The sequence below is a fragment of the Streptomyces sp. NPDC048462 genome (genome assembly GCF_043200175.1).
Lineage (GTDB): Bacteria > Actinomycetota > Actinomycetes > Streptomycetales > Streptomycetaceae > Streptomyces.
This window is the reverse complement of sequence record NZ_JBICXG010000004.1, coordinates 228160-251530: the sequence shown is the minus strand read 5'-3', so window position 1 is coordinate 251530 and position 23371 is coordinate 228160. Positions and strand designations below refer to the sequence as shown.

The window sequence follows — 23371 nt, the reverse complement described above, 5'->3', positions numbered from 1 at the left end:
CGTGAGCGAGCAGAAGAACGGCCGGCTGTACGGGGTCGGGCTCGGCCCGGGCGATCCTGCCCTGATGACCGTGCGCGCGGTCCAGGTCATCGCCCAGGCCGATGTCGTCGCCTACCACAGCGCCCGGCACGGACGGTCGATCGCCCGGTCCATCGCGGCGGAGCATCTGCGCCCCGACCACATCGAAGAGGCCCTGGTCTACCCCGTCACGACGGAGACCACGGACCATCCGGGCGGCTACCGGGGCGCGCTGGACGACTTCTACGCCGAGGCGGCGGCCCGCCTCGCGGTGCACCTCGACGCGGGGCGCACGGTCGCCGTGCTCGCCGAGGGCGACCCGATGTTCTACGGCTCGTACATGCACATGCACAAGCGGCTCGCCGACCGCTATCCCACCGAGGTGATCCCCGGCGTCACCTCGGTCAGCGCCGCGGCCGCCCGGCTCGGCACCCCGCTCGTCGAGGGCGAGGAGGTGCTGACCATCCTGCCCGGCACCCTGCCGGAGGAGGAGCTGACCGCCCGGCTGGCCGCCACGGACACCGCGGTGGTGATGAAGCTGGGCCGCACGTTCCCCGCGGTGCGCCGCGCCTTCGAGGCGTCGGGCCGGCTGCCCGAGGCCCGTTACGTGGAGCGCGCCACGATGGCCGGGGAACGCACGGGCGAGCTGGCCGGGATCGATCCCGGCTCCGTGCCGTACTTCGCGGTCGCCGTGCTGCCCAGCAGGATCGACGCGCCGCGCCCCGAGGCCGAAGGCACCGCGGACGGCGGCGAGGTGGCCGTGGTCGGCACCGGCCCCGCCGGACCGCTGTGGCTGACGCCCGAGACGCGCGGGGTGCTGGCCGCCGCCGACGACGTGGTCGGCTACACCACCTATCTGGAGCGGGTGCCGGTCCGGCCTGGGCAGTCCCGCCACGGCTCGGACAACAAGGTCGAGTCGGAGCGCGCCGAGTTCGCCCTGGACCTGGCGCGTCGCGGACGGCGGGTGGCCGTGGTGTCCGGCGGCGACCCCGGGGTCTTCGCCATGGCGACGGCCGTCCTGGAGGTGGCCGCCCAGGACCGGTACGCGGACGTGCCGGTCCGGGTGCTGCCGGGCGTGACCGCGGCCAACGCGGCCGCGGCCCGGGCGGGGGCGCCGCTGGGCCACGACTACGCCACGATCTCGCTCTCGGACCGGCTCAAGCCGTGGGAGGTCATCGCGGAACGGTTGCGGGCCGCGGCCTCGGCGGACCTGGTGCTCGCGCTGTACAACCCCGGCTCACGCAGCCGGACCTGGCAGGTCGGCAAGGCGCGCGACCTGCTCCTGGAGCACCGCTCGCCGGACACTCCCGTGGTGCTCGGCCGGGACGTCGGCGGGCCGGCCGAGAACGTCCGCACGGTGCGGCTGGCCGATCTCGACCCGGCCGAGGTCGACATGCGCACGATCCTGATCGTCGGGTCCTCGCAGACGCGCTGGGTGCGGCGCGGCGACGGGGAGCAGATCGTCTGGACCCCGCGCCGCTACCCGGAGGGCTGAGCCCCGGGCCCCGTCCCGCGCAGCCAGGCGAGGGCCAGGTCCGGGGTGCCGGCCACCGCGACGCCCTCGGGAACCGGCGGGCGGCGCACCACGACGACCGGGATCCCCGCCTCGCGGGCGGCGGCGAGCTTGGGGGCGGTGGCGGCGCCGCCGCTGTCCTTCGTGACGAGGACGTCCAGGCGGTGGCGGCGGATCAGCTCGCGCTCCCCCTCGGCGGTGAACGGGCCCCGGTCGAGCAGGACCTCCATCCGGGCGGGGTACGGCGGCTCCGGCTCGTCGACCGACCGCGCCAGGAACCACAGCTCGTCCAGCCCGGCGAAGGCGGCCAGTCCCATGCGTCCGGTGGTGAGGAAGACCCGGCGCCCGAGGGCGGGCAGTGCCCGTGCGGCCTCGTCGAGGGAGCCGACCGGGTGCCAGTCGTCGCCCCGGCCGGGCACCCAGCCGGGGCGGCGGAGTGCCAGCAGGGGAACATGGGCAGCCGAGGCGGCTGTCGCCGCGTTGAAACTGATCGTCCCGGCGAAAGGATGGGTGGCGTCGATGAGCGCGTCCACCTGGTGCGTGCGCAGCCACGCGGCAAGGCCGTCGGCGCCGCCGAAACCGCCGACGCGAACCTCGCCCGGCGGGAGCCTGGGGCTGGCCACCCGCCCCGCGAGCGAACTGGTCACCCGGGCGTCGGGCAGTTGTGCCGCCAGGAGCTCGGCGAGGCGGCGGGCCTCCGTGGTTCCGCCGAGTACGAGTACGTGCATGGGGTCCATCCGTGGGTGAGGCGAAGGGCGGGCGCGGCGCCCAACTCAAACACACCGGTCTGCGGCCCGGCTGGACGACCGGTGCCTGCGCGACCGCCGCGGCGACGGCCGCGTACACGGCCCTGCTGACCGGCGATTTCCCCGACCCGGTCACCATCACGCTCCCCCGGGGCCAGACCCCGGCGTTCGCCCTGGCGGTGGAGGAGCTGGCCGGGGAACGGGCGACGGCCGGTGTGGTCAAGGACGCCGGGGACGATCCGGACGTCACCCACGGCGCTCTCGTACGGGTCACCGTGCGGCGGCTGCCGGCGGGCTCGGGCGTGGTGTTCAGGGCGGGTCCCGGCGTGGGCACGGTCACCCTGCCGGGACTCCCGCTCGACGTGGGAGAGCCCGCCATCAACCCGGTTCCGCGCCAGATGATCGGCGACCACCTCGCGCGGGTCGCCGCGGCGCACCGGGGCTCCGGCGACGTCGAGGTCACGGTCTCCGTCGACCACGGCGAGGAGATCGCCCGCTCGACCTGGAACCCGCGCCTGGGCATCCTGGGCGGCCTGTCGATCCTGGGCACGACCGGGGTCGTGGTGCCGTACTCCTGCTCGGCGTGGATCGACTCGATCCGCCGGGGCGTGGACGTGGCGCGCGCGGCCGGCCACACCCATGTGGCGGGCTGTACGGGCTCGACGTCGGAGAGGACCGTGGTGGCCGAGTACGGACTGCCGGAGATCGCCCTCCTGGACATGGGGGACTTCGCGGGCGCCGTACTGAAGTACGTGCGCCGCCATCCGGTGGACCGGCTCACCATCTGCGGCGGGTTCGCCAAGCTGTCGAAGCTCGCCGCCGGCCACCTCGACCTGCACTCGGCCCGCTCCCAGGTCGACAAACCCTTCCTGGCCGGGCTGGCCCGGCGGGGCGGCGCGGACGAGGCCCTGGCCGCCGAGGTGGCCACCGCGAACACCGGCCTGGCGGCGCTCCGCTCCTGCCAGGAGCACGGTGTCCCCCTGGGGGACCTGGTGGCGGTGGCCGCCCGGGACGAGGCGCTGGCCGTGCTGCGCGGCTCGCCGGTCGCCGTCGACGTCATCTGCATCGACCGGGCGGGCACGGTCGTCGGGCGCAGCTCGGTGCGCTGACCCGGCGTCCGGTGCCGTCCGGGGTGCCGCCGGGTGTGTCAGCAGGCGTGCCGGTCGCGTCCCGGCGAGTAGAGGTGGCTGTCGCGGAACTGGTCGGCGCCCAGGGTGCGGCCGACCATGATGACGGCGGTACGGATCACGCCCGCCGCCTTCACCTGCTCCGCGATGCCGTCGAGGGGTCCGCGCAGGATGAGCTCGTCGGGGCGGGAGGCGAGGGCGACGACGGCCGTCGGGCAGTCGGCCCCGTAGTGCGGCAGCAGCTCGTCGACGACCCGGTCCACGTACCTGGCGGCGAGGTGCAGGACGATCAGGGCCCCGCTGCGGCCCAGCGTCGCCAGGTCCTCCCCCTCGGGCATCGCCGTGGCCCGGTTGGCGATCCGGGTGAGGATGACGGTCTGGCCGACCGTGGGCACGGTCAGCTCCCGCTTGAGTGCCGCGGCGGCGGCCGCGAACGCGGGCACGCCCGGGATCACCTCGTAGGGCACGCCCGCCTCGTCGAGGCGCCGCATCTGCTCGTTGACCGCGCTGAACACCGAGGGGTCGCCCGAGTGCAGCCGCGCCACGTCGTGACCGGCCTCGTGCGCGGCCGTCAGCTCGGCCGTGATCTGTCCGATGTCGAGCTGCGCGGTGTCCACGAGCCGCGCGTCCGGGGGGCACTCGGCGAGGAGTTCGGCGGGCACCAGGCTGCCCGCGTACAGGCACACCCCGCAGGCGGCGAGCGTACGCGCGCCGCGCACGGTGATCAGGTCGGCCGCACCCGGCCCCGCGCCGATGAAGTACACGGTCATCTGTTGTCTCCTGAATGTTCTGTACGGGTTTGCGCCGCGGCTCGCGCGGTCGGACCGGCCGAGGGCTTGCGCACCGACCACTGGGTGACCGGCATCGCCTGCCGCCAGCCGGTGAAGCCGCCGACCGGCACCGCGTGCGCGACGGCGAGGCGGACGAGCTCGCCGCCGTGCCGGCGGTACCACTCGGTGAGCAGCGCCTCGGACTCCAGCGTGACGGTGTTGGCGACCAGCCGGCCGCCCGCCGGCAGCGCTTCCCAGCAGGCGTCGAGCAGCCCTGGCACGGTCAGCCCGCCACCGATGAACACGGCGTCGGGCGTGGGAAGTCGGGCGAGGCTCCCGGGGGCCCCGCCACTGATCACGCGCAGGGCGGGCACCCCGAGGTGTGCGGCGTTGCGGGTGATGCGCTCCGCCCGTACGGGGTCGCGCTCCACGCTGATCGCCCGGCAGGAGGGGTGGACGCGCATCCACTCGATCGCCACGGACCCGGAGCCGCCGCCGACGTCCCACAGCAGCTCGCCCGGTGCCGGTGCGAGCGTGCCGAGGGTGGTGGCCCGGATGTGGCGCTTGGTGAGCTGGCCGTCGTGTTCGTACGCCTCGTCGGGCAGACCGGGCACCGCGCCGAGACGCACGGCTCCGGGGGCCGCGCGGCATTCGACCGCGATCACGTTCAGCGGGTCGCCGGGCGGGTGCGCCCAGGTGTCCGCGGTCCCTTCGGTACACGCTTCGCCCTCGCCTCCGAGCTGTTCCAGGACGCGCAGCGGGCTCGGCCCGAAGCCGTGTTCGCGCAGCAGCGCGGCGACCACGGCGGGCGTGCCGGCGTCCGCGCTGAGGACCAGCAGCCGGCGGCCGTCGTGCAGGGCGGCCGCGAGCCGGGCGGCGGGCCTGCCCACCAGCGTGACGACCTCGGTGTCCTCAAGGGGCCAGCCGACCCGGGCGCAGGCGTAGGAGACGGACGAGGGGTGCGGCAGGACGCGCAGCCCGTCGGCGCCGAGCACTTCGGTGAGGGCCCGGCCGATGCCGTAGAACATCGGGTCGCCGCTGGCCAGTACGGCGATCCTGCTCCCCGCGTGCGCGGCGAGCAGGCCCGCGACCGCCGGCCGCAGCGGCGATGGCCAGGCGACGCGCCGTCCCGCGCACGGCGGCGGGAGCAGGCCGAGCTGGCGTTCGGCGCCGATCAGGACCTGCGCGCCGATGAGTTCGCGGCGCGCGGCGTCGGTCAGCCCGGACCAGCCGTCGGCTCCGATTCCCACGACGCTCGCTGCTGGCGGCACGGGACGGTCGGCGGGTTCGGGAGTCACGGACGATACCTCGGTGTTCGGGGGGGCTGGCGCACCCGAACTCTACTGTCCGGCCTTGTCAGGACACCGGCCAGGTGGGTGCGCCGCCCCCTTGCTGCCGCGCCTCGTCACGTACGCGGCCCCAGGCCCCGCAGCCGGGCCTGGATCCCCGTGGTGGCGGCCTCCGGCGCGGGCGCCCTGTCGGCGTCCGGCCCCGACGGCACGGCAGGGCTGCGCCGGCTCTACGTGCTGTTGGCCCCCGGTGCCGGGTTCGACACCGGCACCGGGGGCGCTCCCGCCTCGCCTCCTGCCTCAACTGCTCCGGGAGGTCAGGGGCGGGGCTGATGCTGGGTGACGCAGTGGATTCCTCCGCCGCCCGTGCCCAGGGGGTCGATATTGAGCTGTTCGACGGCCCGGCCAGGGAAGAGCCGGCTCAGGGTCGCCCTGGCGGCGGCGTCCGCCCTGGTGTCGCCGAACTGGGCGCTGATGACGGCGCCGTTGCACACGTAGTAGTTGGCGTAGGACGCGAGGAACTCCGGGTCGCCGGAGCGGATCCTGTCGTAGTCGGGTCCCTGGAGCTGAGCCACGTCCATCGGCGCACCGGCCGACGTCGTCGACTCGGTCAGGATCCGGTACTGCTGGCGCGCGTCCTTGGCGTAGACGTCGTTGTCCGACGCCAGGGGCATCTGCACGAGCGCCTCCCCCGGGGCCAGGAACCGTGAGGTGGCGTCCACGTGGTCGTCGGTGATGTCCTGGCCGTTCACACCGTCGAACCAGATGACCTTGGACGCCCCGTACGCCTCGCACAGGGCCGTCTCCAGCTGGCGCTGTGTCCTGCCGGGGTTCCGGTTGCGGTTGACGAGACTGCTGCGGGTCGCCATGAGGGTGCCCCTGCCGTCCTGCTCGACGGCGCCGCCCTCGCCCACCAGGGCCGCGGAGGTGTAGGCCGCCTTGGCGTAGGAGGCGATCCCGGCGGCGGCTCGCGCGTCCTTGGCGTGGGTCTGCTTGTTGCCCCAGCCGTTGAAGTTGAGCCCGACCGCGTCCAGGCCGCCGGCGCCGTCGGTACGGAAGACCGGGCCGGTGTCGCGCATCCAGCAGTCGTCGACCGGCACGGACGTGATGACGGTGACCGAGGCCCCGCACATCGACCGGGCCTTGGCGGCGCTCGCGGAGTTGGCGCACATGACGACGGGCTCGTACGTGGCGACCGTCCGCGCGATCAGCGCGATGTCGGCCTGGACCCCGGCGAGCAGGGAGCGGCCCCAGATCGTGGTGCTGTCGGGCCAGGCCATCCAGGCACTTCGCCCGGGGACACGGGGATTGTGCACCTCAGCGGAGAGAGGGAGTGAAATCTCCCCCGTCTTGAACCTGTAGCCCACTAACACGACAAAGGCAAGCGTGAGGAACAGCATCACGCTCCCCAGGCCGATGTTCGATGCATCATGGTCGCGGATTCCCGTGACCAGGGCAATGATTCCGATCACCGCGATTAGGGCGATAAAAGCAGAAAGACGCCGAACGTGTTGCCACATTATTGATACCTGACGTTGGATTTGCAAAGAGTATTCCGCCGACGAAGGCGCGGGATGTTCCGCGCCGTGCGGTGGCATTGAACCGCGTTCACGCCAAGGAAGTTGGTGCCACCGTAGGTCGGGACTAAGGGCTGTGGCCGTAGCCGTCGACCTTTGTGCCGGCCTCTTCGGCAAGGGCGAGCACGCTGCCGAGCGCGTCGGTCAAGCACTGACAGCCCTATTCCCCCACGGGTCATGGAATCCAGCGTGCCCCCGGGGTCACGGTTGAACCCCGTGTCCACCCCGGCGGTTAACCTGCCTGCCGGGCCGAGGGCCGCAGTGGAAGAACGTGTCACCAAGCTCGATGCGCTCGGACTGATCGGTCCCCCCGTACTGCCCGGCGTACGTCTTTCCGGCGACGGTGACCGAGGCCATCCGGGAGTAGTCCGTCCGCTTCTCGCCTCACGCAAGCCGGCGCGACAGGCGTGGCGCATGGCTGATCCAGGTGACGTACGGGGCGGCAGGCACGGAGCGTTGGGCTCCTGTCGGTGTCTGCCGGCTTGCTCAACCGGCCGGGGGTGCCCAGGCGGCTTCGGCTGCCTGAACGGTGGGATGGGTCGGGAAGACCTGGTCGAGGCCGACGATGGTGAAGATCCGCCTGACGCGTTCGGGGACGGCGGCCAGGACGATGCCGGCGTTCCTGGCGAGGGCCTGGTTGCGTGCGGCGATCAGGACGGTGATGCCGCTGGAGTCACAGAAGGTGAGACCGCCGAGGTCGACGACGAGTTGCTGTCCCGGTCCGATGTCCAGTCCGGGCAGCATGGCGCGGACCTGAGGTGCGCTGTGGTGGTCGAGTTCGCCGCTGAGGGTGACAACCGGCCCGGCGGGGGTGGTACGCGAGGTGGTGCTGAGCTGGGTCACTGCTGCTCTTTACGGTCGGGCCGGGGCACGTGGATGGCCAGGACGGCGGTGTCGTCGTCTACCCCGGTGCCGAGGGTGTCCAGGAGTTCACGGATCGCGGAGACGGTGGTCTCGGCGGTGGTGGGAGCCAGGGCGCGGCCGAAGTCGAGGAGGGCCTCGTCGCCGTAGCGGTCACCGGCGATGGCGGTGTGGGCCTCGGTGAGGCCGTCGGTGTGCAGGAGCAGGGTGTCGCCGGGATCGAGGCGGAAGGTGGTGGTGGAGATGTGGGCGTCGGGCAGGGCGCCGATGAGCTGGCCGTCGGGGGTGGGCAGGTAGTCGGCGGTGCCGTCGGCGCGGAGCAGCAGCGCGGGCGGGTGTCCGCCGCTGGCCAGGGTGATGCGGAACCCGCCTCGCTCGCCGTCGGGGGTGAGCAGGCCGAACAGGACGGTGCAGAACCGGGGGTCGATGCCGTTGTACTCGTGGTTCAGGACGGTGTTGAGGTTGCCCAGGACCGCGGCCGGGTCGGGGTCGTAGACCGCGGCGGCACGCAGGGTGTAGCGGGCCAGGGAGGTGACAGCCGCGGCGGCGGCGCCCTTGCCGCACACGTCGCCCAGGAACATGCCCCAGGTTCCGGCGGCGAGGGGGAACAGGTCGTAGAAGTCGCCGCCGACCTCGTCGATCGAGGCGATGTGGTAGTGCGCGGCCACGTTCAAGCCCGGGACGTTGGCCAGGGTCGGGGGCAGCAGCGTCCGCTGGAGCGTGGCGTTGAGCTGCTGGAGGCGTTCGCGTTCGCGCTCGGACTCCTGGCGGGCGCGCAGCAGTTCTTGTTCGTAGGAGCGGCGGTCGCGGGCGTCGAAGACGGTGGTGCGGATCAGCAGCGGCTGCCCGTCACTGCCGGTCTTGACCGTGGAGGTCACCAGGACGGGCAGGCGGCGGCCGTCGGCGGCCTTGAGTTCCAGGGCGATGCCGCTGATCTCGCCCTGCATGCGCAACAGCGGGGCGAAGTGGGTCTCGTGGTAGAGACGGCACCCGACGGTGAGGAGATCGGAGAACTTCCTGTGGCCCACCAGATCGCCGCGCCGGTGGCCGAGCCAGTCGAGAAGGGTGGTGTTGATCTTGACGATCTGACCGTCGAGCAGAGTGGACAGGTAGCCGCAGGGGGCGTGCTCGTAGAGGTCCTCGGCGCTGTCCTCCAGCAGGGCGGAGAACGTCTGGTCGTCGGTGCGTCCGCCGGATTCCGGTTCGCGGTCCTGGTCGCCATCGGTCCGGGGCATCACCCCAGAGCTCCCGCGAAGCGGCTGATCGCCTCGGCGGTCTCCTCCGGGGCGCTGAGCTGGGGGCAGTGCCCGGTGGCGGTCAGGGTGATCAGGCGGCTGCCCTTGATCTGGGACTGGACGAAGGCGCCGACCTCGGGCGGGGCGATGGCGTCGCTGGAGCACTGGGCGACCAGGGTGGGCACGGTCACCCGCTCCAGGTCGGCGCGGTTGTCGGAGAGGAACGTCACCCGGGCGAAGACCCGCTGGATCTCGGGGTCCGTGGCGCAGAAGCTGCTCGTCAGCTCCTCGCCCAGCGCGGGGCGCTCGGGGTTGCCCATGATGACCGGGGCCATGGCGCCCGACCAGCCGAGGTAGTTCGCGTCCAGGGATTCGAGGAGTTCCTCGATGTCCTCGGCACTGAAGCCGCCGCGGTAGCCGGCCGAGGGGTCGTCGATGAAGCAGGGTGACGGAGCGAGGAGTACCAGGCCCGCGAAGAGCTCGGGATGCCGGACGGCGGCCAGCACGCCCATCATCGCGCTCACCGAGTGCCCCACGAACGTCACCGGCCCCAGGTCCAGGTCGCGGCAGATCTCCAGGACGTCCTCGACATATCCGTCCAGGCTGGAGTGCCGGTCCCTGCTCCATGCCGCCAGGTCGGAACGGCCGGCGCCCACGTGGTCGAAGACCACCACCGTGAAGTCCCGCTCCAGAGTCGGCGCGACCAGGCGCCACATGTTCTGGTCGCACCCGAAACCATGCGCCAGCACCACCACCGGTGCGCCTGCGCGGCCTGACACCCGCACCCGGTTCCTCCTACGCACGCTCATACGGCTCATCCTCGCAGAAGGGGCCGGCTGTAGAACAGCTGGATCATCTGCGGATCGACGCGACAGGCGCAGCCGACCTTGCCCAGGCACTTGAGCCGTTGGGGGCGGTCCTTGCGGGAGGCGACGGGCAGGATCCCTGCGCTTGCGCAGCGCAGGGCGTCGCGGTGCGGTTCGGAGCCGTAGGACCTTGTCACCGAGAGCGGGATCTTCGCTACCGGTCGTTGCGCCACTGAAGATCCTTCAGGCGGAAGACCGGCTCACACCGGCGCAATACCGCTATCTGACACATAAACCCATGCATTGCCGCACGAAGGGATTACCCAAAGAGCCCGAAAGCATAGGCCAGGCCGGCGAGAGAAAGGACTCCACCAATAAGGACGAATAGCAGACGATTCCAGGCCTGCATACCTTGCGATAGCGCCTGACTGCCTCCGGCAGATCGGCTGAGCCGCTTGGAAGATACGACAAAAAATCCCGCAAAGATGAATATGAAAAGTCCGACAACGATTCGCATCAGACGCTCCCAAGTATTCGACGTCGCCTCAGCTTTCCCTACGGCCGTGCGCATCGGTCAGCTAGTAGTAATTCTTCTCCCCGCGGGTCATGGAGTTCAGCGTGCCCCCGGTTCCACGGTTGAATCCTGTGTCGACTCCGGCAGTAGACGTGCCTGCCAGGGACGGGCGCTCTGGAGCCGCTCGTGATGTCGGGGATCACCTCGACGCCCACGGAGAGCGTGTCGCAGTCCACGATGGGTCTGAGCCGATGTGGAGCGGGGCGCCATCCGGCTCCGTGCCCGAATTCCCGGCGCAACGCGGGCGAAACACGGTGTCCCTATGGTCGCCCTCACACCGGCCATGGCTGCAACGGCCCGTGTGTGCGGGGCCACTGTCGTGCCCCGGCGCGAACCAGCCGTCTTCCGCCTAGCTTTCAGGGAGGAACGATGGCTGTCGCCGAGCACGCTGTCGCGCCCGCGCAAGGGCCTCACCCCGTGGACGTACGCCCGCCGCTGCGCCGCCTGGTGCCGCTGAGCCTGCAGCACCTGCTCGTCGCCTACGCGGGCATGGCGACCATGCCGCTACTCGTGGGCAGCGCGCTCCATCTGCCCGAGGACCGGATAAGGCTGCTGATCAGTGCCAACCTGCTGGTCAGCGGGCTCGCCACGCTGTTGCAGTCGCTCGGCGTCAAGTGGTTCGGGGCCAGGCTTCCCATCGTCATGGGGTCCACATTCACCGCGATCACGCCCGCCGTGCTGATCGGGAAGGAGCACGGGCTCGCGGCCGTGTTCGGGGCCACGATCGTGTCCGGCCTGGTGACGGTGGCCATCGCGCCGTGGTTCGGGCGATGGCTGCACCTGTTCCCGCCGCTGGTCACCGGGACCGTGATCGCCGTGATCGGGTTCTCGCTCGTGCCGTCCGCGGCAGGACTGATCAACGGCGGCGGCGGCAGCGGCCGCGGGCTCGGGCTCGCCGCCGTGACCGTGCTGCTCGTCGTGGTGGCGGAACTGCTCGCGCCGCCCGCGCTCGCCCGGTTCTCGGTACTCGGTACTCGCCGCGATGACCGCGGGGACCGTAATCGCCGTGCAGTTGGGCCTGTTCGACGGTACGGGCGTCGCGGACGCGCACGTGGTGACCGCTCCCGATCCGACCGCCTTCGGCGCGCCCACGTTCATCGTGCCGGCCGTCGCGGCGATGCTGGTCGTGCAACTGGTGAACATGGTCGAGTCGGTGGGTGACACGCTCGCCGTCGGGCAGATCGTGGAACGCGGCGACGACGCGCCCACCGTGGTAAGGGCGTTGCGTGCGGACGGCGCGGCGACGGTCGTGTCCGGGGCACTCGCCTCGTTCCCCATCGTGACGTTCGGGCAGTCCGTGGGGCTGCTCAGTGTCACACGGGTGCGAAGCCGTCATGTCGTGGCTCTTTCGGGAGCGTTGATGGTGGTGCTCGCCTTCGTCCCGGTGCTCGGCGCGGCCGTCGCCGCCGTGCCGGGACCGGTGCTCGGCGGGGTGTCGCTCGTCATGTTCGGCACGGTCGGCGCGGTGGGCCTGCGCGTCCTGGCCCGCGCCGATCTCACCGACTCGCGGAACCTGCTGACCGTCACCCTCGCCTTCGCGCTCGGCATGATCCCGGTCGGCGCCCCCGACTTCTACGCCCCTCTGCCGTCTTACGCGCGCCCGGTCCTGGACAGCGGTATCGCCGTCACCGGCATCGTCGCCTTCGCCCTGAACCTGCTGTTCCACCACACGCCCCGCCGGAAGGACCTCTCCCGATGACCCTCGACACGATCACGGACGTCACGGTCTTCAGCGGTGGCACCTGGCACGCGGGGATGGACGTGCACCTGGCCGACGGCCGCGTCCGAGCTCTCCTGCCTCACGGCGAACTTCCGCCGGGAGAGATCGTGTTGGACGGCGCCGGGGGGCATCTGACGCCCGGACTCGTGAACACCCATACCCATCTCTTCCAAGCGGGCCTGCGCGGCATCGGCGAAGGACTGCCGCTGCTCGCATGGCTCAGCGCGGTCGGCGAGGAAGCGGCGCTGCTGACGCCCGAGCGGGCGTACGCGACCGCGACGGCCGCCGCCGCGGAGGCGTTGCGCAGCGGCACCACCACGCTCGTCGAGCACATGTGGCCGCACCCGTCGCCCGACGTGCACGACGCCGTGCTGCGCGCGCTGCGCGCCAGCGGGGTGCGGGCCGTGCTGTGCCGAGGCGTCGCCGACCGCGGCGACCTCAGCCGCAAGTGGGGGTTCGACCCGCGCCTGATGCAGCCGCTGGAGGAGGCCCTCTCCCACACGGACGAGCTGATAGCGGCCGCGCACGGCAGCCGGGTCGAGGTCGCAGTGGCGGTGCCCAATCCGCGGTGCCTGACGCCGGACGGGATGAGGGCCGTGCGCGCCTACGCCGACGAGCGGGGCCTGCCCGTCTCGCTGCACCTCCTGGAGACGGCGACCGACGACGTGATGTGCCGTGAGCACGCGGGGGTCGGAGCCGTCGAATATCTGGAGCGGGCCGGCTTCCTGTGGGAGCGGCTGCTCGCGGTGCACTGTGTGGAGCTGGACGCTGCAGGTCGCGCGACGCTGGCGCGGCACGGGGTCGGTGTCTCGTACAACCCGCTCAGCAACATGCGCCTGGGCAGCGGGATCGCTCCCGTGCCCGACATGCTGGCGGCCGGACTGCGGGTCGGGCTCGGTGTCGACGGCGCGGCCAGCAACGACACCCAGGACATCCTGGAGGCGCTGCGCATCGGCGCGTATGTGCAGCGGGCCGCGCACCGCAAGGCCGATCTGTTCGGCTTCCCGGAGATGTTCGCGCTGGCCGCCAACGGCGCGAACCGGGTCCTCGGCCTGGAGGAGCGCCCGGACGGGGTACGGCCCGGGATGCAGGCGGACTTGGTGCTGCACCGCTTCGACCGGGATTACGCGTGCCTTCCCGTACGCGACCCGGGTGCCACCCTGCTGACCTGTGCGGGCAGCAGGACCGTGGCGGCCGTCATGGTCGGCGGGGAGGTCCTGGTGCGCGACGGGGAGCATGTCCGGCTGCCGTCGGCGGAGTTGGCGGCCCGGCTCGGCTTTACGGCCGCGTAACACCGTGAGCCGCGGCGGAAACACGCGCCGGGCAGGCTGAGCACATCGCGTGCGGGTCCCGGGTGACCGGGGCCCGCGCCAGCCCACGGCGCCGGGCCCGCGAAGGGGTCCGCCGCGGCCGTGCCCGCGGGCCTCTGAGAGCCGGCGGTGGGGATCGCAGGGGCGGTGACTGCATCCCGTACACCACGATCGCTTCGAGGAGCGACAGCCGCGATGACCAACACCGCTTACCACCTTGCCGAGCTGGACAAAGAGACCCGCATGGGCGGGGCCGGGACGGAGACCTCCGTCCGGGAGATCCGCCGCATCGACCTCACCGGCTTCGAGCACCGCAAGGCCGCGATCACCGAGGAGCTGTGGGCCGCCGCCACGGACATCGGCTTCTTCCAGCTCGTCAACCACGGCATCGAACAGCCCTCGGTGGACGCCGCGTTCGCCGACGCGGCACGCTTCTTCGCACTGCCGGAGGGGACCAAGGCCCGGCACGGACTGAAGAGGGGCCTCAACTCGGGCTGGGAGTCCATGACCCAGGTCCGCCCGTCGATCGGAACGCCCGACCAGAAGGAGTCCTACCAGCTGACCCGCCCGCACATGGACGGGCTGTGGCCCGACGACGTTCTGCCCGGGTTCCGCGAGCGCACCCTGGCCTTCGAGGCGCAGTGCCGCGACCTTGCCATGCGCGTGCTGTCCTGCTTCGCCGACAGGCTGGGGCTGCCCGACGGGTTCTTCGCCCGCGCCCACCGCCCGGCGAGCGACCAGTACCAGTCGACGCTGCGGATGCTGCACTACTTCGCGGTGCCCGAGGACGCCGAGATCCCCGCCGGTGTGTGGCGGGCGGGCGCGCACACGGACTTCGACTGCCTCACGCTGCTGTTCCAGCGGGACGGGCAGGGCGGGCTTCAGGTGTGCCCTGGCAGGGAGGCCGAAGCGCAGGAGTGGACGCCGGTCGAGCCGGCCGACGACGTGATCACCTGCAATATCGGTGACATGCTGATGCGGTGGAGCGACGACCGGCTGCCGTCGAACTTCCACCGGGTCAAGTCGCCGGGTCCGGGCGACGACAGGGCCGCCCGCCACAGCATCGCGTTCTTCGCACAGGCGGACCGTGACGTGGTGATCGAGGGGCCGGACGGCCGCTATCCGCCGATCACGGCTGCCGACTACATCCAGCAGCGCATCGCCGCCAACTTCAAGCGCTGAGAGAGGTGGGTGACGTGACGACGTCCCCAGGGAGCAGCCGGCCCGGGTCCGGGCGGCTTGCGGTACTCGGGCTGCAGCACGTGCTCGTGATGTACACGGGGTGTGTGACCGTACCGCTGGTGTTCGGCGCGGCGGCCGGCCTCGACGCCTCGACCATCGCCGTGCTCATCAACGCCGATCTGCTCGTCGCGGGCGTCGTCACGATGATCCAGGGAGCCGGGGTCGGCCGGATCCTCGGGGTACGGATGCCGGTGATGGCGGGGGCGGCGTTCACCGCGGTGACGCCGATGATCCTGATCGCCGGGGAGTACGGCATCCAGGCCGTGTACGGATCGATGCTGGCGGCGGGGGTGTTCGGGCTGCTGGTCGCCTACCCGTTCGCGAAGGCCGTGCGGTTCTTCCCGCCGCTGGTGAGCGGTGTGGTGATCACGGTGGTCGACCTCGCGCTGATCGGGGTGGGGGTGAGTCTTGTCGTCGGGAACGACCCGAGGGCGGCCGACTACGCGGCGCCCTCCCGTCTCGCGCTCGCAGCGTTCGTGGTGGTCGTGATCCTGCTCGTGGCCCGGTTCGGCCGGGGCTTCCTCGCCCAGACCGGGCCTCGTTCGCACCGGCGCACGGCGCTCGGCAGCTTGGCGAGGAGTACCAGTGACCCGGCGCCGACCCGGTTTCCTCGTCCATCCGGTCATTACGTACGATCACCAGGTCAAAGCCGCGGCAGGAATCAGGAAGCCGGTGCGAATCCGGCGCGGTCCCGCCACTGTGACCGCGCGTGTCCCACGGGACGTGCGCGGAAGTCAGGTCACTGACCTGCCGCGGGCCCGATCCGAGGAGCGCGGACTCCGCAGGAGGCTTCCCATGCACGACGGTCACAGCCGTCCCCTTTTCTCGCTCTCCCCCTCGCCCGCGGCGTTCGCAGCCCCACGCGGGCGCGGTCCCGCGCGCCTCGCCGCAGCCCTCACCGTGCTGTCGGCGATTGTGCTGACGGCCGGCTGCGGCTCGTCCGGGGCCACCGCCGGCTCCCCGGAGGCGAGCGCCTCGGCGGCGAAGGGCTTCCCCGTCACCATCGACAACTGCGGTGTCAGGACGACGTACACGAAGCCGCCGTCCCGTGCGGTGACCATCCACCAGCATCCGACCGAAGTGATGCTCTCGCTGGGGCTCAAGGACCGGATGGCCGGTACGTCGTACCCCGACTCGGCGATCCTGCCCGCGCTGCGCGAGGACTTCGCGTCGATCCCGCAGCTGTCGAAGGAGGCGCCGTCGTTCGAGAAGGTCCTCGACACCGATCCCGACTTCGTCTACGGCGGGTACGCCAGCGCATTCGCGGAGAAGGAGGGCCGCTCACGCGAGGCGCTCGGGGACGCGGGCATCGACACCTACCTCAACCGGGAGAACTGCGCCGGAAAGAAGGGGGTGACCATCGAGGACACGTACACCGAGATACGCACGATCGGCAAGATCTTCGGCGTCCCCGATCGCGCCGCCACCCTCGTCTCCGAGCTGCGCACCCGCGCCGGCAAGGCGAGCGAGGCCGTGAAGGACGCGCGTGACGTCTCCGTGTTCGTCTACGACAGCGGCGACAAGTCCGCCTTCACGGCCGGCGGCAAGGGCCTGGGCAACGAGCTGATCAGGCTGGCAGGCGGCAAGAACGTCTTCTCCGACCTGGACGACGTGTTCGGCGACGTCTCCTGGGAGCAGGTCGTCGACCGCAAGCCCGACGTCATCGCCATCTACGACTACGCGGGCACCGGCGTCGCGCAGAAGAAGAAGTTCCTGCTCTCCCAGCCCGCCCTCGCCGACGTGCCCGCGATCAGGAACAGGCGTTTCGTGGTGCTGCCGCTGACCGACACCCTCGTCGGTGTCCGCTCGGCGGACGCGGTGGGCGACCTGGCGCGCGGGCTGCACCCGGACAGCTTCAAGTGACCGCGTCCACCGCGGACGCCGGGAACACCGCCTTGGTGAAGCCGCGCCGCCGGGCCGCGTTCGCGCTCACCCTGGCCGGGCTCACGGTGCTACTGGCCGCCTGCTCGACCGCAGGACTCGCTTTCGGCTCGGTGCACGTGCCGCCCGGCCAGGTGTGGGGCATCGTCACCCATGCGCTCGGCGCCGACTGGACGGAACCCACCTGGACCCGGGCGCGGGAGACGATCGTCCTCGACGTGCGCGGGCCCCGCGTCCTGCTCGGCGCGGTCACCGGCGCGGGTCTCGCCGTCGTCGGTACGGCGTTGCAGGCGCTGGTGCGCAATCCGCTCGCCGAGCCGTACCTCCTCGGGGTGTCCTCCGGCGCCTCGCTCGGCGCGGTCTCGGTGATCGTGTTCGGGGTGAGCCTCTTCGGGACGGTGTCCCTGTCGGCGGCCGCGTTCGCCGGGGCACTGGGCGCGCTCGTGCTCGTCTACGCCGCCGCCCGCACCGGCGGCCGCATCACCTCGCTGCGGCTCATCCTGGCCGGGGTCGCGGTGGCGTCAGTGCTCAGCGCGCTGTTGAACCTGCTGCTCCTGACGACGGACAACGGCAACGAGGCGCGCACGGTCCTCGCCTGGACGCTGGGCGGCCTGGGCGGTGTGTCCTGGGGTTCGCTGTGGCTGCCGGGCCTGGCGCTGCTGTTCGGCATCGCCGTCCTCATGGTGCAGTCCCCGAACCTGAACCTGCTGCTCGCCGGCGAGGAGGCCGCCGCCACCATGGGCCTGGACGTCGCCCGTTTCCGGGCCCGGATGTTCGTGCTCGTCTCGCTCGTCACCGGAGTGCTGGTCGCCTCGGCCGGACCGATCGGTTTCGTCGGACTGATGCTGCCGCACACCGTACGGCTCCTCGTCGGCGCTGACCACCGGCGTGTGCTGCCCGCCGCCGCGCTCGGGGGCGCGTCCTTCCTGGTCCTGGCGGACATCGCAGCGCGGACCGTAGCGGCACCGCAGGAGATGCCGGTCGGCGTCCTCACCGCCCTGTGCGGAGGGCCCTTCTTCCTGTGGCTGATGCGACGCGACGCCCGTAGGAACGCCGGAGGCGCGGCATGACGGCGGCCGAACTGCGCGTCGAGTGCGTCACGCTCACGGCCGGGGCCCGGCGACTGGTCCACGACGTCACGCTCACGGCCCGCCCCGGGGAGACGATCGGCCTCGTCGGACCGAACGGCAGCGGCAAGTCCAGCCTGCTGCGCGCCGTCTACCGCATACTGCGGCCGGCAGCCGGAACGGTCCGCGTCGACGGCGAAGACACCTGGTCACTGCCACCGCGCCGGCTGGCGCGCACCCTGGCCGCAGTGGTGCAGGACACTCCGTCCGGCCTCGATCTGAGCGTGCGTGAAGTCGTCGCGATGGGCCGCACCCCGCACAAGCGACTGCTGTCGGGCGACACGACCGAGGACGCCGCGCTGATCGAGGCCGCACTCGTCTCGGTCGACGCCGTCCCCCTGGCCGGCCGCGCCTTCGACCGGCTCTCCGGCGGCGAGCGCCAACGGGTGCTGATCGCCCGCGCGCTGGCTCAGGAGCCGTCGCTGCTCGTCCTGGACGAACCGACCAACCACCTCGACATCCGGCACCAGTTGGAGATCCTGGCCGTGCTGCGCCGGCTGCCCGCGACGGTCCTCGTCGCCCTGCACGACCTCAACCTGGCCGCGTACTACTGCGATCGCCTGTTCGTTCTGTGCGACGGCGGTGTCGTCGCGTCCGGTGCTCCGCACGAGGTGCTCACTCCGCGCCTGCTCGCGGAGGTCTACGAGGTGACCGCCGAGGTCGCGGTGCATCCTCGCACGGGCCGTCCCCAGGTGACGTTCCTGCCGGCGGACGTGCCTGTGCCCGACGCGAACCGGTGACCGGGCGTCCTGGGTCAACTGGACGCCGGTGCCGGGGTACGAGCCGCGGCGCCGGATCCGGGACGCCGGGCCCACCGCGACACCGGCTGCCCGCGTCGCGGTGAGCGGATCCCGGGCACGTTCGGCAGCGGGCGGAGCGGGCCCCTGTGGCCTGCTCCGCTCCGGTCACCGGGCCAGGCAGCAGTCACCGCACTTCGCACCGTTCAAGGCCCGGTAGTACAGACAGCAGCTCCGCCGCCGGAACGTCAGCTCGGGGCCGGTGACCTCGCCCGTACCCAACAGCCGCCCCGTCTGAAGGAGTTCCCTGGTCAGCCCGGTGAGCGGTGCCCGCAGGTCGGGCCGGGACCTGAGCAGCTGCGCCGCCGAACCGACCAGCGCGGAAGCCGAGTTACCCGCGAGCAGGCGGGGAGCCACCTTGACGGGCAGGCCCCGCTCCACACCCTCCAGAACACCGTCCGCCTGAGCGCGGACGGCATCGGCGAGCGACGACGCCGGCTGCGGAGCACGGCTGCCCCGAGGCTCGGCCAGCCGGAGCGCCGCACTGTCACCGGCCCATTCCACGGTGGTCGTCTCCGGCACGATCCCGTGCAACAGCGCGCAGGCGAGAACCGGTGACCACAGGCGGGCCGCGAGCCCGAGATGGGCGATGGAGACTCCGACGCGGGCCTCGGCGGTGGCGTAGCGTTCATTGACCGTCCTGGCCCGCGCGCCGAACCCTTCCCGTGTGAGCCCTCCTGCACCGGACCCGGGCCCCCGGGCCGTGTCCAGGACGAAGAATCCGCCCATCCGCGCCACGTCGCGCAGCGCCACGACGACCTCGTGCGCCGGTACCGCGTCCGCCGCGCGCCCACCGCTGGTCATGAGGTCGCCGTCCTCACGCGGCGCGGCGGGTCGATCAGATAGAGGTCGAGGATGCCGGGACGGTCCGCGACACCCGGCCCGCCGGCCCGCACCCAATCCACTATGTCCTCGGTGGCATTGGGGTCGTTGACCAGGCCGAGCCAGACCGGCCGGGCTCCTGCCGCCCGCCCGACGGCAGAAGGCTGTACGACGATGACGTTGGCCTGCTCACAGAGGTCCAGGCAGTCGGAGGTCCGCACCGGGGCGATCTCCCGCAACCGCGCGGTCTGCGCGGGGTGATCGCCCCGCACCTTGACCGTGCCGCAGCAGCAGTCGCGGCACACCACCACCCGGCAGGGGACCGTCCGGTCCGACGTCGGCGCGTTCTCGTCGACTGGCCGCTCAGGCATGCCGCATCCTCCCTCTTGCCGGGGAGTTCCGCCCCGGGGTCCTTCGAGGAGGCGACAGCGTGAGTCTCCTGGCTCTCGGGTCCGTGCTCGTCCCGGCCTTCCCGCCCTCGCGGGGCAGTGGCGCATCGGGATCCGCTCGCCGATCACAGTGGCGGTACCGCACCGGATTCCCACCGGTTTCCTCGGGCCGCCGTCGCCCATGTCCGCAGCCCATCATGTCACCCGCCCCACGGTGGCAGGAGCCCGGCCGGACGGCGTACCGGGACACCTCCGTGCCCGGCCACCGGGCGGCATCAGGGGCGCCGTGACCTCGCCAGCGCCAGGGCGTCAGTGACTTCCCGGACCACGCGCTCCGCGTCCTCGGGGCTGTTGACCACGTCGGTGTCGTTCATGTCGACCACGACGACGTCACTGGCGCGGTAGTGCTCGCGCACCCAGTCGTCGTACCCCGACCACAGCGTCCGGTAGTACCCGACGAGACTCCGGTCCTGTTCGAAATCGCGTCCCCGCAGCCCGATGCGGTGCAGTACCGTCTCGAAGTCCGCCCGGAGATACACCATGAGATCGGGTGCTTTGCGGTAGGGCAGGCCGTCGATCTCGCGCATCATCTCCGCGAGCAGCCCCTCGTACACCCGCATCTCAAGGGAACTGATCCTGCCGAGGTCGTGGTTGACCTTGGCGAAGTACCAGTCCTCGTAGATGGAGCGGTCGAGCACGTTGTCGTCCTGCTTGTACGCGTCTTTGATCGCGGCGAAACGCGTCTGCAGGAAGTAGAGCTGGAGGAGGAAGGGGTACCGCCTCGCCTCTATCTCTTCGGGGCCGGCCGTGTAGAAGAGCGGCAGAATCGGATTGTCCTCCACGCTCTCGTAGAAGACCCTGCTCCCCAGCTCCTTGGCGATCAGTTCGGCGACACTCGTCTTTCCGATCCCGATCATGCCGCCGACGCAGATCACTGCCATACCTCGAATCTTTCTCGGAGTTGCCCATGCCGGAGGGCTGCACAGGATCCAGGGCGTGATGCAGACCCCGTCGATGCTCGCTGCCCCGACGGGGGACGACTTGCCCGAAGAGGCTCCTGTCGCCCATCAGAACGAGCGTCGCGAGCGTCATTTCAGCGTCAGGTATCGCCCGCAACGCACACCCTATGCGCCGGAGCGAAACCTCAGGTCAGTCGTCCTTCTTCACCGGCTCCATGATCGCCGCGCACTCCACGTGATGCGTCATCGCGAAACAGATGCGGGCCGCCGGGCTGCTGGCCCGGCACCGCAGGCGACGGCTCGCAGCCTGACCACCACACCCATGGTGCCCGTCAAAGCGGAACAAGCCCAGTTCAGGGCGGCGCATCCACACCTTGGCCTGTCAGAGGCTCCTCTTGGGGATGGGGCAGTGGACGCCTTCGACGATGTCGACGGCTGAGCGGAACGTCGTGGCGGGGAGTGACTTCACACAGGCGAGGCCGGAGCCGGCCTCAACGTTGGCCGTCAGGTACGCGGCTGAGAGCCGCGAGCCGGTCGCGCCGGCCGCCGGGCGTGAGCACGCCTCATTCAGGGCGTCACGATGTCGAAGTTGGGGTCGAACGTGTCGATGAGCTCGGCCAGCGCCGGCAGAACGGTGCCGTCGCCGTCGAGGCGGATTTTCCCGGACTCGGCGAGCGTGGCCGCGCTCGCCGGGTTCAGCAGAACACTCACCAGGGCCGCCTTGGTTCCCGTGACGGTGAGCTGCGTGTCGGGGGACGCGCCGCGGCGGGCGTTGAGGACGCCGCGCGCGACCCACATCGTCCATGTCTCGTCGCTGTCCTTGAAGGAGAAGTCGATGCGCAGGTCGGCCTCTGCGGCTTTGTCGCCGATCAGGTGGACGGCGGCGTAGTCGAAGAGGATGTCGATGGGCATGGCGAAGATCGTGTCGGGGCTGGCCGTGGCGAATGTGGCGGGCTGGACACCCTCGCGCAGTTCCCTGGCCGCGGTGAGGAAGATGCCGCGCCACTGCGGTCCCTCGGCCTGGTAGCCCATCTGCTCGTACGCGTCGGCCTGGAGGTCGCGGGCCGCCCGGTTGTCCGGCTGCGCGAAGACGAGAGTGTGCAGGATCTGGGCCGCCCAGCGGTAGTCGCCCGCGTCGAGGGCCCGCTGCCCCTCGGCCATGACCTGGTCCGCGCCGATCAGGTCGACGAAGCGGCGGGCCGACTCGGTCGGCGGGTGGGGGTGGAGGGAGACGGGGTCGCCGTCCCACATGCCGAGTTCCTTGGTGAACACCGCGCGGACGTCGTGGTGCAGCGTGCCGTGGTAGCCGCGGTTGAACCACTTGCGGCCCAGCTCCGCCGGCAGCTCGATGACTTCGGCTGCCTCCAGGGGCGTGTATCCCTTGTTCGCGAGGCGCAGCGCCTGGTCGTGGATGTACTTGTAGGTGTCGCGCTGTGACGCCAGGAAGGAGGTCACCGCTTCGTTCTCCCACACCGGCCAGGTGTGCGGGCCGTAATGCACCTGTGCCTCGTCGCCCCAGCGCTCCAGCGTCTCGTCGAGGTAGCGGGCGAAGTTGCGGGCGTCACGGGTGCGGGCACCGCGCAGGGTCTGGATGTTGTGGAGCGAGTGGTTGGCGTTCTCGGCGCAGGTGAGGGCGGCCAGCTGCGGGATCCAGATGTGCATCTCCTCCGGGGCCTCGGTGTCCGGGGCGTAGAGGAACTCGAATTCGAGGCCGCCCAGGTCGCGTTTGGCGCCGGTCTCGGTGATCGGGTCCGTGGGCGAGATGTACGAGACCGTCACCCCCGGCACGGTCGTGATGCCGATGCCGCAGGTCACGCAGCCGGTGGCGGAGTAGTCGAGCAGGCTGTCGAAGGCGTACGACGCCCGGCGGGACATCGCGTTGCCCGCGATCACGTTCTCGCCGATAGCGTGCTTGTCGAAGGAGGCAATGGTGCCCGGGGCGATGATCGGCACCTTGCCGGACGCGACGTCCTTTGCGCTGACGACACCCTTGACTCCGCCGTAGTGGTCGATGTGGGTGTGCGTGTAAATGACGGCGGCCACCGGCTTGTCGCTGACGTGCTCGCGGATCATGGCCATGCCCTGCGTGGCCGCCTCGACCGAAGCCATGCAGTCGACGATCACCAGTCCGGTGTCGCCCTCGACGACGGTGAGGTTCGCGATGTCGTTGTTGCGCACCTGGTAGATGCCGTCGACGACCTTGTACAGGCCACCCTTGCGGATGAGCTGCGACTGGCGCCACAGACTCGGGTTCACCGTGTCGGGGGCCGGGGCGTCGTCGGCGATGTAGTCGAACCGGCTCGCGTCGAAGATGACGCGGCCGTCGGCCGCGTACAATCTGTCGGGGAACGGGGCGATGAACCCGCGGTCGTTGTCGGCGAAGTCCTGCCGGTCGTCCATGGCGTAGCGGGCGGCGGCTGCACGGTTGGCTCTTGCGGTTGCGGGCGTCGCGTCCTTGGGCGTGCGGGCCATGACAGCTCCTCGTGCCCGCGGCGGCCGGGGCCCGCCCGTTCAGGGCGCCGGAGTGCAGTGGGCCAGTTCGTCGGCTGACAGCCACGCTCCCCGTGGGCGCTGTGGGCCGCGAGGCGGGTCAGCTGTTCGAGTGAAC

20 protein-coding genes, 2 pseudogenes and 2 riboswitches are annotated in these 23371 nt (G+C 71.4%); of the genes and pseudogenes, 10 read left to right on the top strand and 12 right to left on the bottom strand.

Annotation, left to right across the window (positions count from 1 at the left end; genetic code table 11):
- The first annotated feature begins 1 nt into the window (after position 1).
- Complete coding sequence (locus ACGFU6_RS09625) at positions 2–1513, top strand: precorrin-2 C(20)-methyltransferase (RefSeq protein WP_393609366.1); 1512 nt, start codon at positions 2–4, stop codon at positions 1511–1513.
- Here ACGFU6_RS09625 and ACGFU6_RS09620 read toward each other — a convergent pair.
- On the bottom strand, positions 1498–2259 hold the full coding sequence (locus ACGFU6_RS09620; RefSeq protein WP_393609364.1) for a cobalt-precorrin-6A reductase: 762 nt from the start codon (positions 2257–2259) through the stop codon (positions 1498–1500). The genes ACGFU6_RS09625 and ACGFU6_RS09620 overlap by 16 nt on opposite strands.
- Positions 2260–2270: 11 nt before the next feature.
- Here ACGFU6_RS09620 and ACGFU6_RS09615 point away from each other — a divergent pair, with 11 nt between their 5' ends.
- A complete protein-coding gene (locus ACGFU6_RS09615; protein WP_393609363.1) occupies positions 2271–3386 on the top strand; it encodes a cobalt-precorrin-5B (C(1))-methyltransferase in 1116 nt (371 codons plus the stop codon).
- A 38-nt stretch (positions 3387–3424) separates the two neighbouring features.
- Here the strand turns inward: ACGFU6_RS09615 and cobM are convergent, their stop codons facing one another.
- The 7 genes from cobM to ACGFU6_RS09580 form a co-directional block, all read right to left on the bottom strand.
- Positions 3425–4174, bottom strand: coding sequence for a precorrin-4 C(11)-methyltransferase (gene cobM / locus ACGFU6_RS09610; protein ID WP_393609361.1), 750 nt, complete (start codon positions 4172–4174; stop codon positions 3425–3427).
- Entirely contained in the window at positions 4171–5472 is a 1302-nt protein-coding gene (gene cbiE, locus ACGFU6_RS09605; RefSeq protein WP_393609360.1) for a precorrin-6y C5,15-methyltransferase (decarboxylating) subunit CbiE, read from the bottom strand. Before cbiE ends, cobM begins: the two co-directional genes overlap by 4 nt.
- A 308-nt stretch (positions 5473–5780) precedes the next feature.
- Entirely contained in the window at positions 5781–6743 is a 963-nt protein-coding gene (locus tag ACGFU6_RS09600; protein WP_393609358.1) for an agmatine/peptidylarginine deiminase, read from the bottom strand.
- Positions 6744–7526: 783 nt separating this feature from the next.
- Positions 7527–7883 (bottom strand): STAS domain-containing protein, encoded by a 357-nt coding sequence (locus ACGFU6_RS09595; protein ID WP_393609357.1) that lies wholly within the window; start codon positions 7881–7883, stop codon positions 7527–7529.
- Positions 7880–9136, bottom strand: coding sequence for a PP2C family protein-serine/threonine phosphatase (locus ACGFU6_RS09590; RefSeq protein ID WP_393609355.1), 1257 nt, complete (start codon positions 9134–9136; stop codon positions 7880–7882). Before ACGFU6_RS09590 ends, ACGFU6_RS09595 begins: the two co-directional genes overlap by 4 nt.
- Positions 9136–9945, bottom strand: coding sequence for an alpha/beta fold hydrolase (locus tag ACGFU6_RS09585; RefSeq protein WP_393609353.1), 810 nt, complete (start codon positions 9943–9945; stop codon positions 9136–9138). The genes ACGFU6_RS09590 and ACGFU6_RS09585 overlap by 1 nt, the downstream gene beginning before the upstream one ends.
- Positions 9946–9950: 5 nt before the next feature.
- Positions 9951–10175 carry a hypothetical protein gene (locus ACGFU6_RS09580; protein WP_393609352.1) on the bottom strand — a complete coding sequence of 75 codons (225 nt, stop codon included), beginning with the start codon at positions 10173–10175 and terminating at the stop codon, positions 9951–9953.
- A gap of 470 nt (positions 10176–10645) precedes the next feature.
- Here ACGFU6_RS09580 and ACGFU6_RS09575 point away from each other — a divergent pair.
- From ACGFU6_RS09575 to ACGFU6_RS09540, 8 genes and pseudogenes are all read left to right on the top strand, one after another.
- Positions 10646–11425: pseudogene (locus ACGFU6_RS09575) on the top strand (solute carrier family 23 protein); the annotation flags it as partial.
- Between the two features lie 73 nt (positions 11426–11498).
- Positions 11499–12215, top strand: coding sequence for a uracil-xanthine permease family protein (locus ACGFU6_RS09570; protein WP_393609350.1), 717 nt, complete (start codon positions 11499–11501; stop codon positions 12213–12215).
- Positions 12212–13528, top strand: coding sequence for an amidohydrolase family protein (locus tag ACGFU6_RS09565; protein ID WP_393609348.1), 1317 nt, complete (start codon positions 12212–12214; stop codon positions 13526–13528). Before ACGFU6_RS09570 ends, ACGFU6_RS09565 begins: the two co-directional genes overlap by 4 nt.
- 213 nt (positions 13529–13741) lie before the next feature.
- Complete coding sequence (locus tag ACGFU6_RS09560; protein WP_393609346.1) at positions 13742–14728, top strand: isopenicillin N synthase family dioxygenase; 987 nt, start codon at positions 13742–13744, stop codon at positions 14726–14728.
- An 89-nt stretch (positions 14729–14817) separates the two neighbouring features.
- Positions 14818–15261 (top strand): annotated as a pseudogene (locus tag ACGFU6_RS09555) (solute carrier family 23 protein); the annotation flags it as partial.
- Between the two features lie 150 nt (positions 15262–15411).
- Positions 15412–15554, top strand: a riboswitch (cobalamin riboswitch).
- A 29-nt stretch (positions 15555–15583) separates the two neighbouring features.
- Positions 15584–16651 carry an ABC transporter substrate-binding protein gene (locus ACGFU6_RS09550; protein ID WP_393609345.1) on the top strand — a complete coding sequence of 356 codons (1068 nt, stop codon included), beginning with the start codon at positions 15584–15586 and terminating at the stop codon, positions 16649–16651.
- Positions 16648–17739 (top strand): FecCD family ABC transporter permease, encoded by a 1092-nt coding sequence (locus ACGFU6_RS09545; protein WP_393609344.1) that lies wholly within the window; start codon positions 16648–16650, stop codon positions 17737–17739. The genes ACGFU6_RS09550 and ACGFU6_RS09545 overlap by 4 nt, the downstream gene beginning before the upstream one ends.
- Positions 17736–18536 carry an ABC transporter ATP-binding protein gene (locus ACGFU6_RS09540; RefSeq protein WP_393609342.1) on the top strand — a complete coding sequence of 267 codons (801 nt, stop codon included), beginning with the start codon at positions 17736–17738 and terminating at the stop codon, positions 18534–18536. The genes ACGFU6_RS09545 and ACGFU6_RS09540 overlap by 4 nt, the downstream gene beginning before the upstream one ends.
- Before the next feature lie 165 nt (positions 18537–18701).
- On the opposite strand, the gene ACGFU6_RS09535 is transcribed toward ACGFU6_RS09540, so the two are convergent.
- From ACGFU6_RS09535 to ACGFU6_RS09520, 4 genes are all read right to left on the bottom strand, one after another.
- Positions 18702–19397: a (2Fe-2S)-binding protein gene (locus ACGFU6_RS09535; RefSeq protein WP_393609341.1), complete on the bottom strand. Its 696-nt coding sequence runs from the start codon at positions 19395–19397 to the stop codon at positions 18702–18704.
- A complete protein-coding gene (locus ACGFU6_RS09530) occupies positions 19394–19786 on the bottom strand; it encodes a (2Fe-2S) ferredoxin domain-containing protein (protein WP_393609340.1) in 393 nt (130 codons plus the stop codon). The genes ACGFU6_RS09535 and ACGFU6_RS09530 overlap by 4 nt, the downstream gene beginning before the upstream one ends.
- A 61-nt stretch (positions 19787–19847) precedes the next feature.
- Positions 19848–19970, bottom strand: a riboswitch (cobalamin riboswitch).
- Between the two features lie 109 nt (positions 19971–20079).
- Entirely contained in the window at positions 20080–20745 is a 666-nt protein-coding gene (locus ACGFU6_RS09525) for a deoxynucleoside kinase (protein ID WP_393609339.1), read from the bottom strand.
- 585 nt (positions 20746–21330) lie between these two features.
- Positions 21331–23235: an alkyl/aryl-sulfatase gene (locus tag ACGFU6_RS09520; protein ID WP_393609337.1), complete on the bottom strand. Its 1905-nt coding sequence runs from the start codon at positions 23233–23235 to the stop codon at positions 21331–21333.
- Positions 23236–23371: the final 136 nt, after the last annotated feature.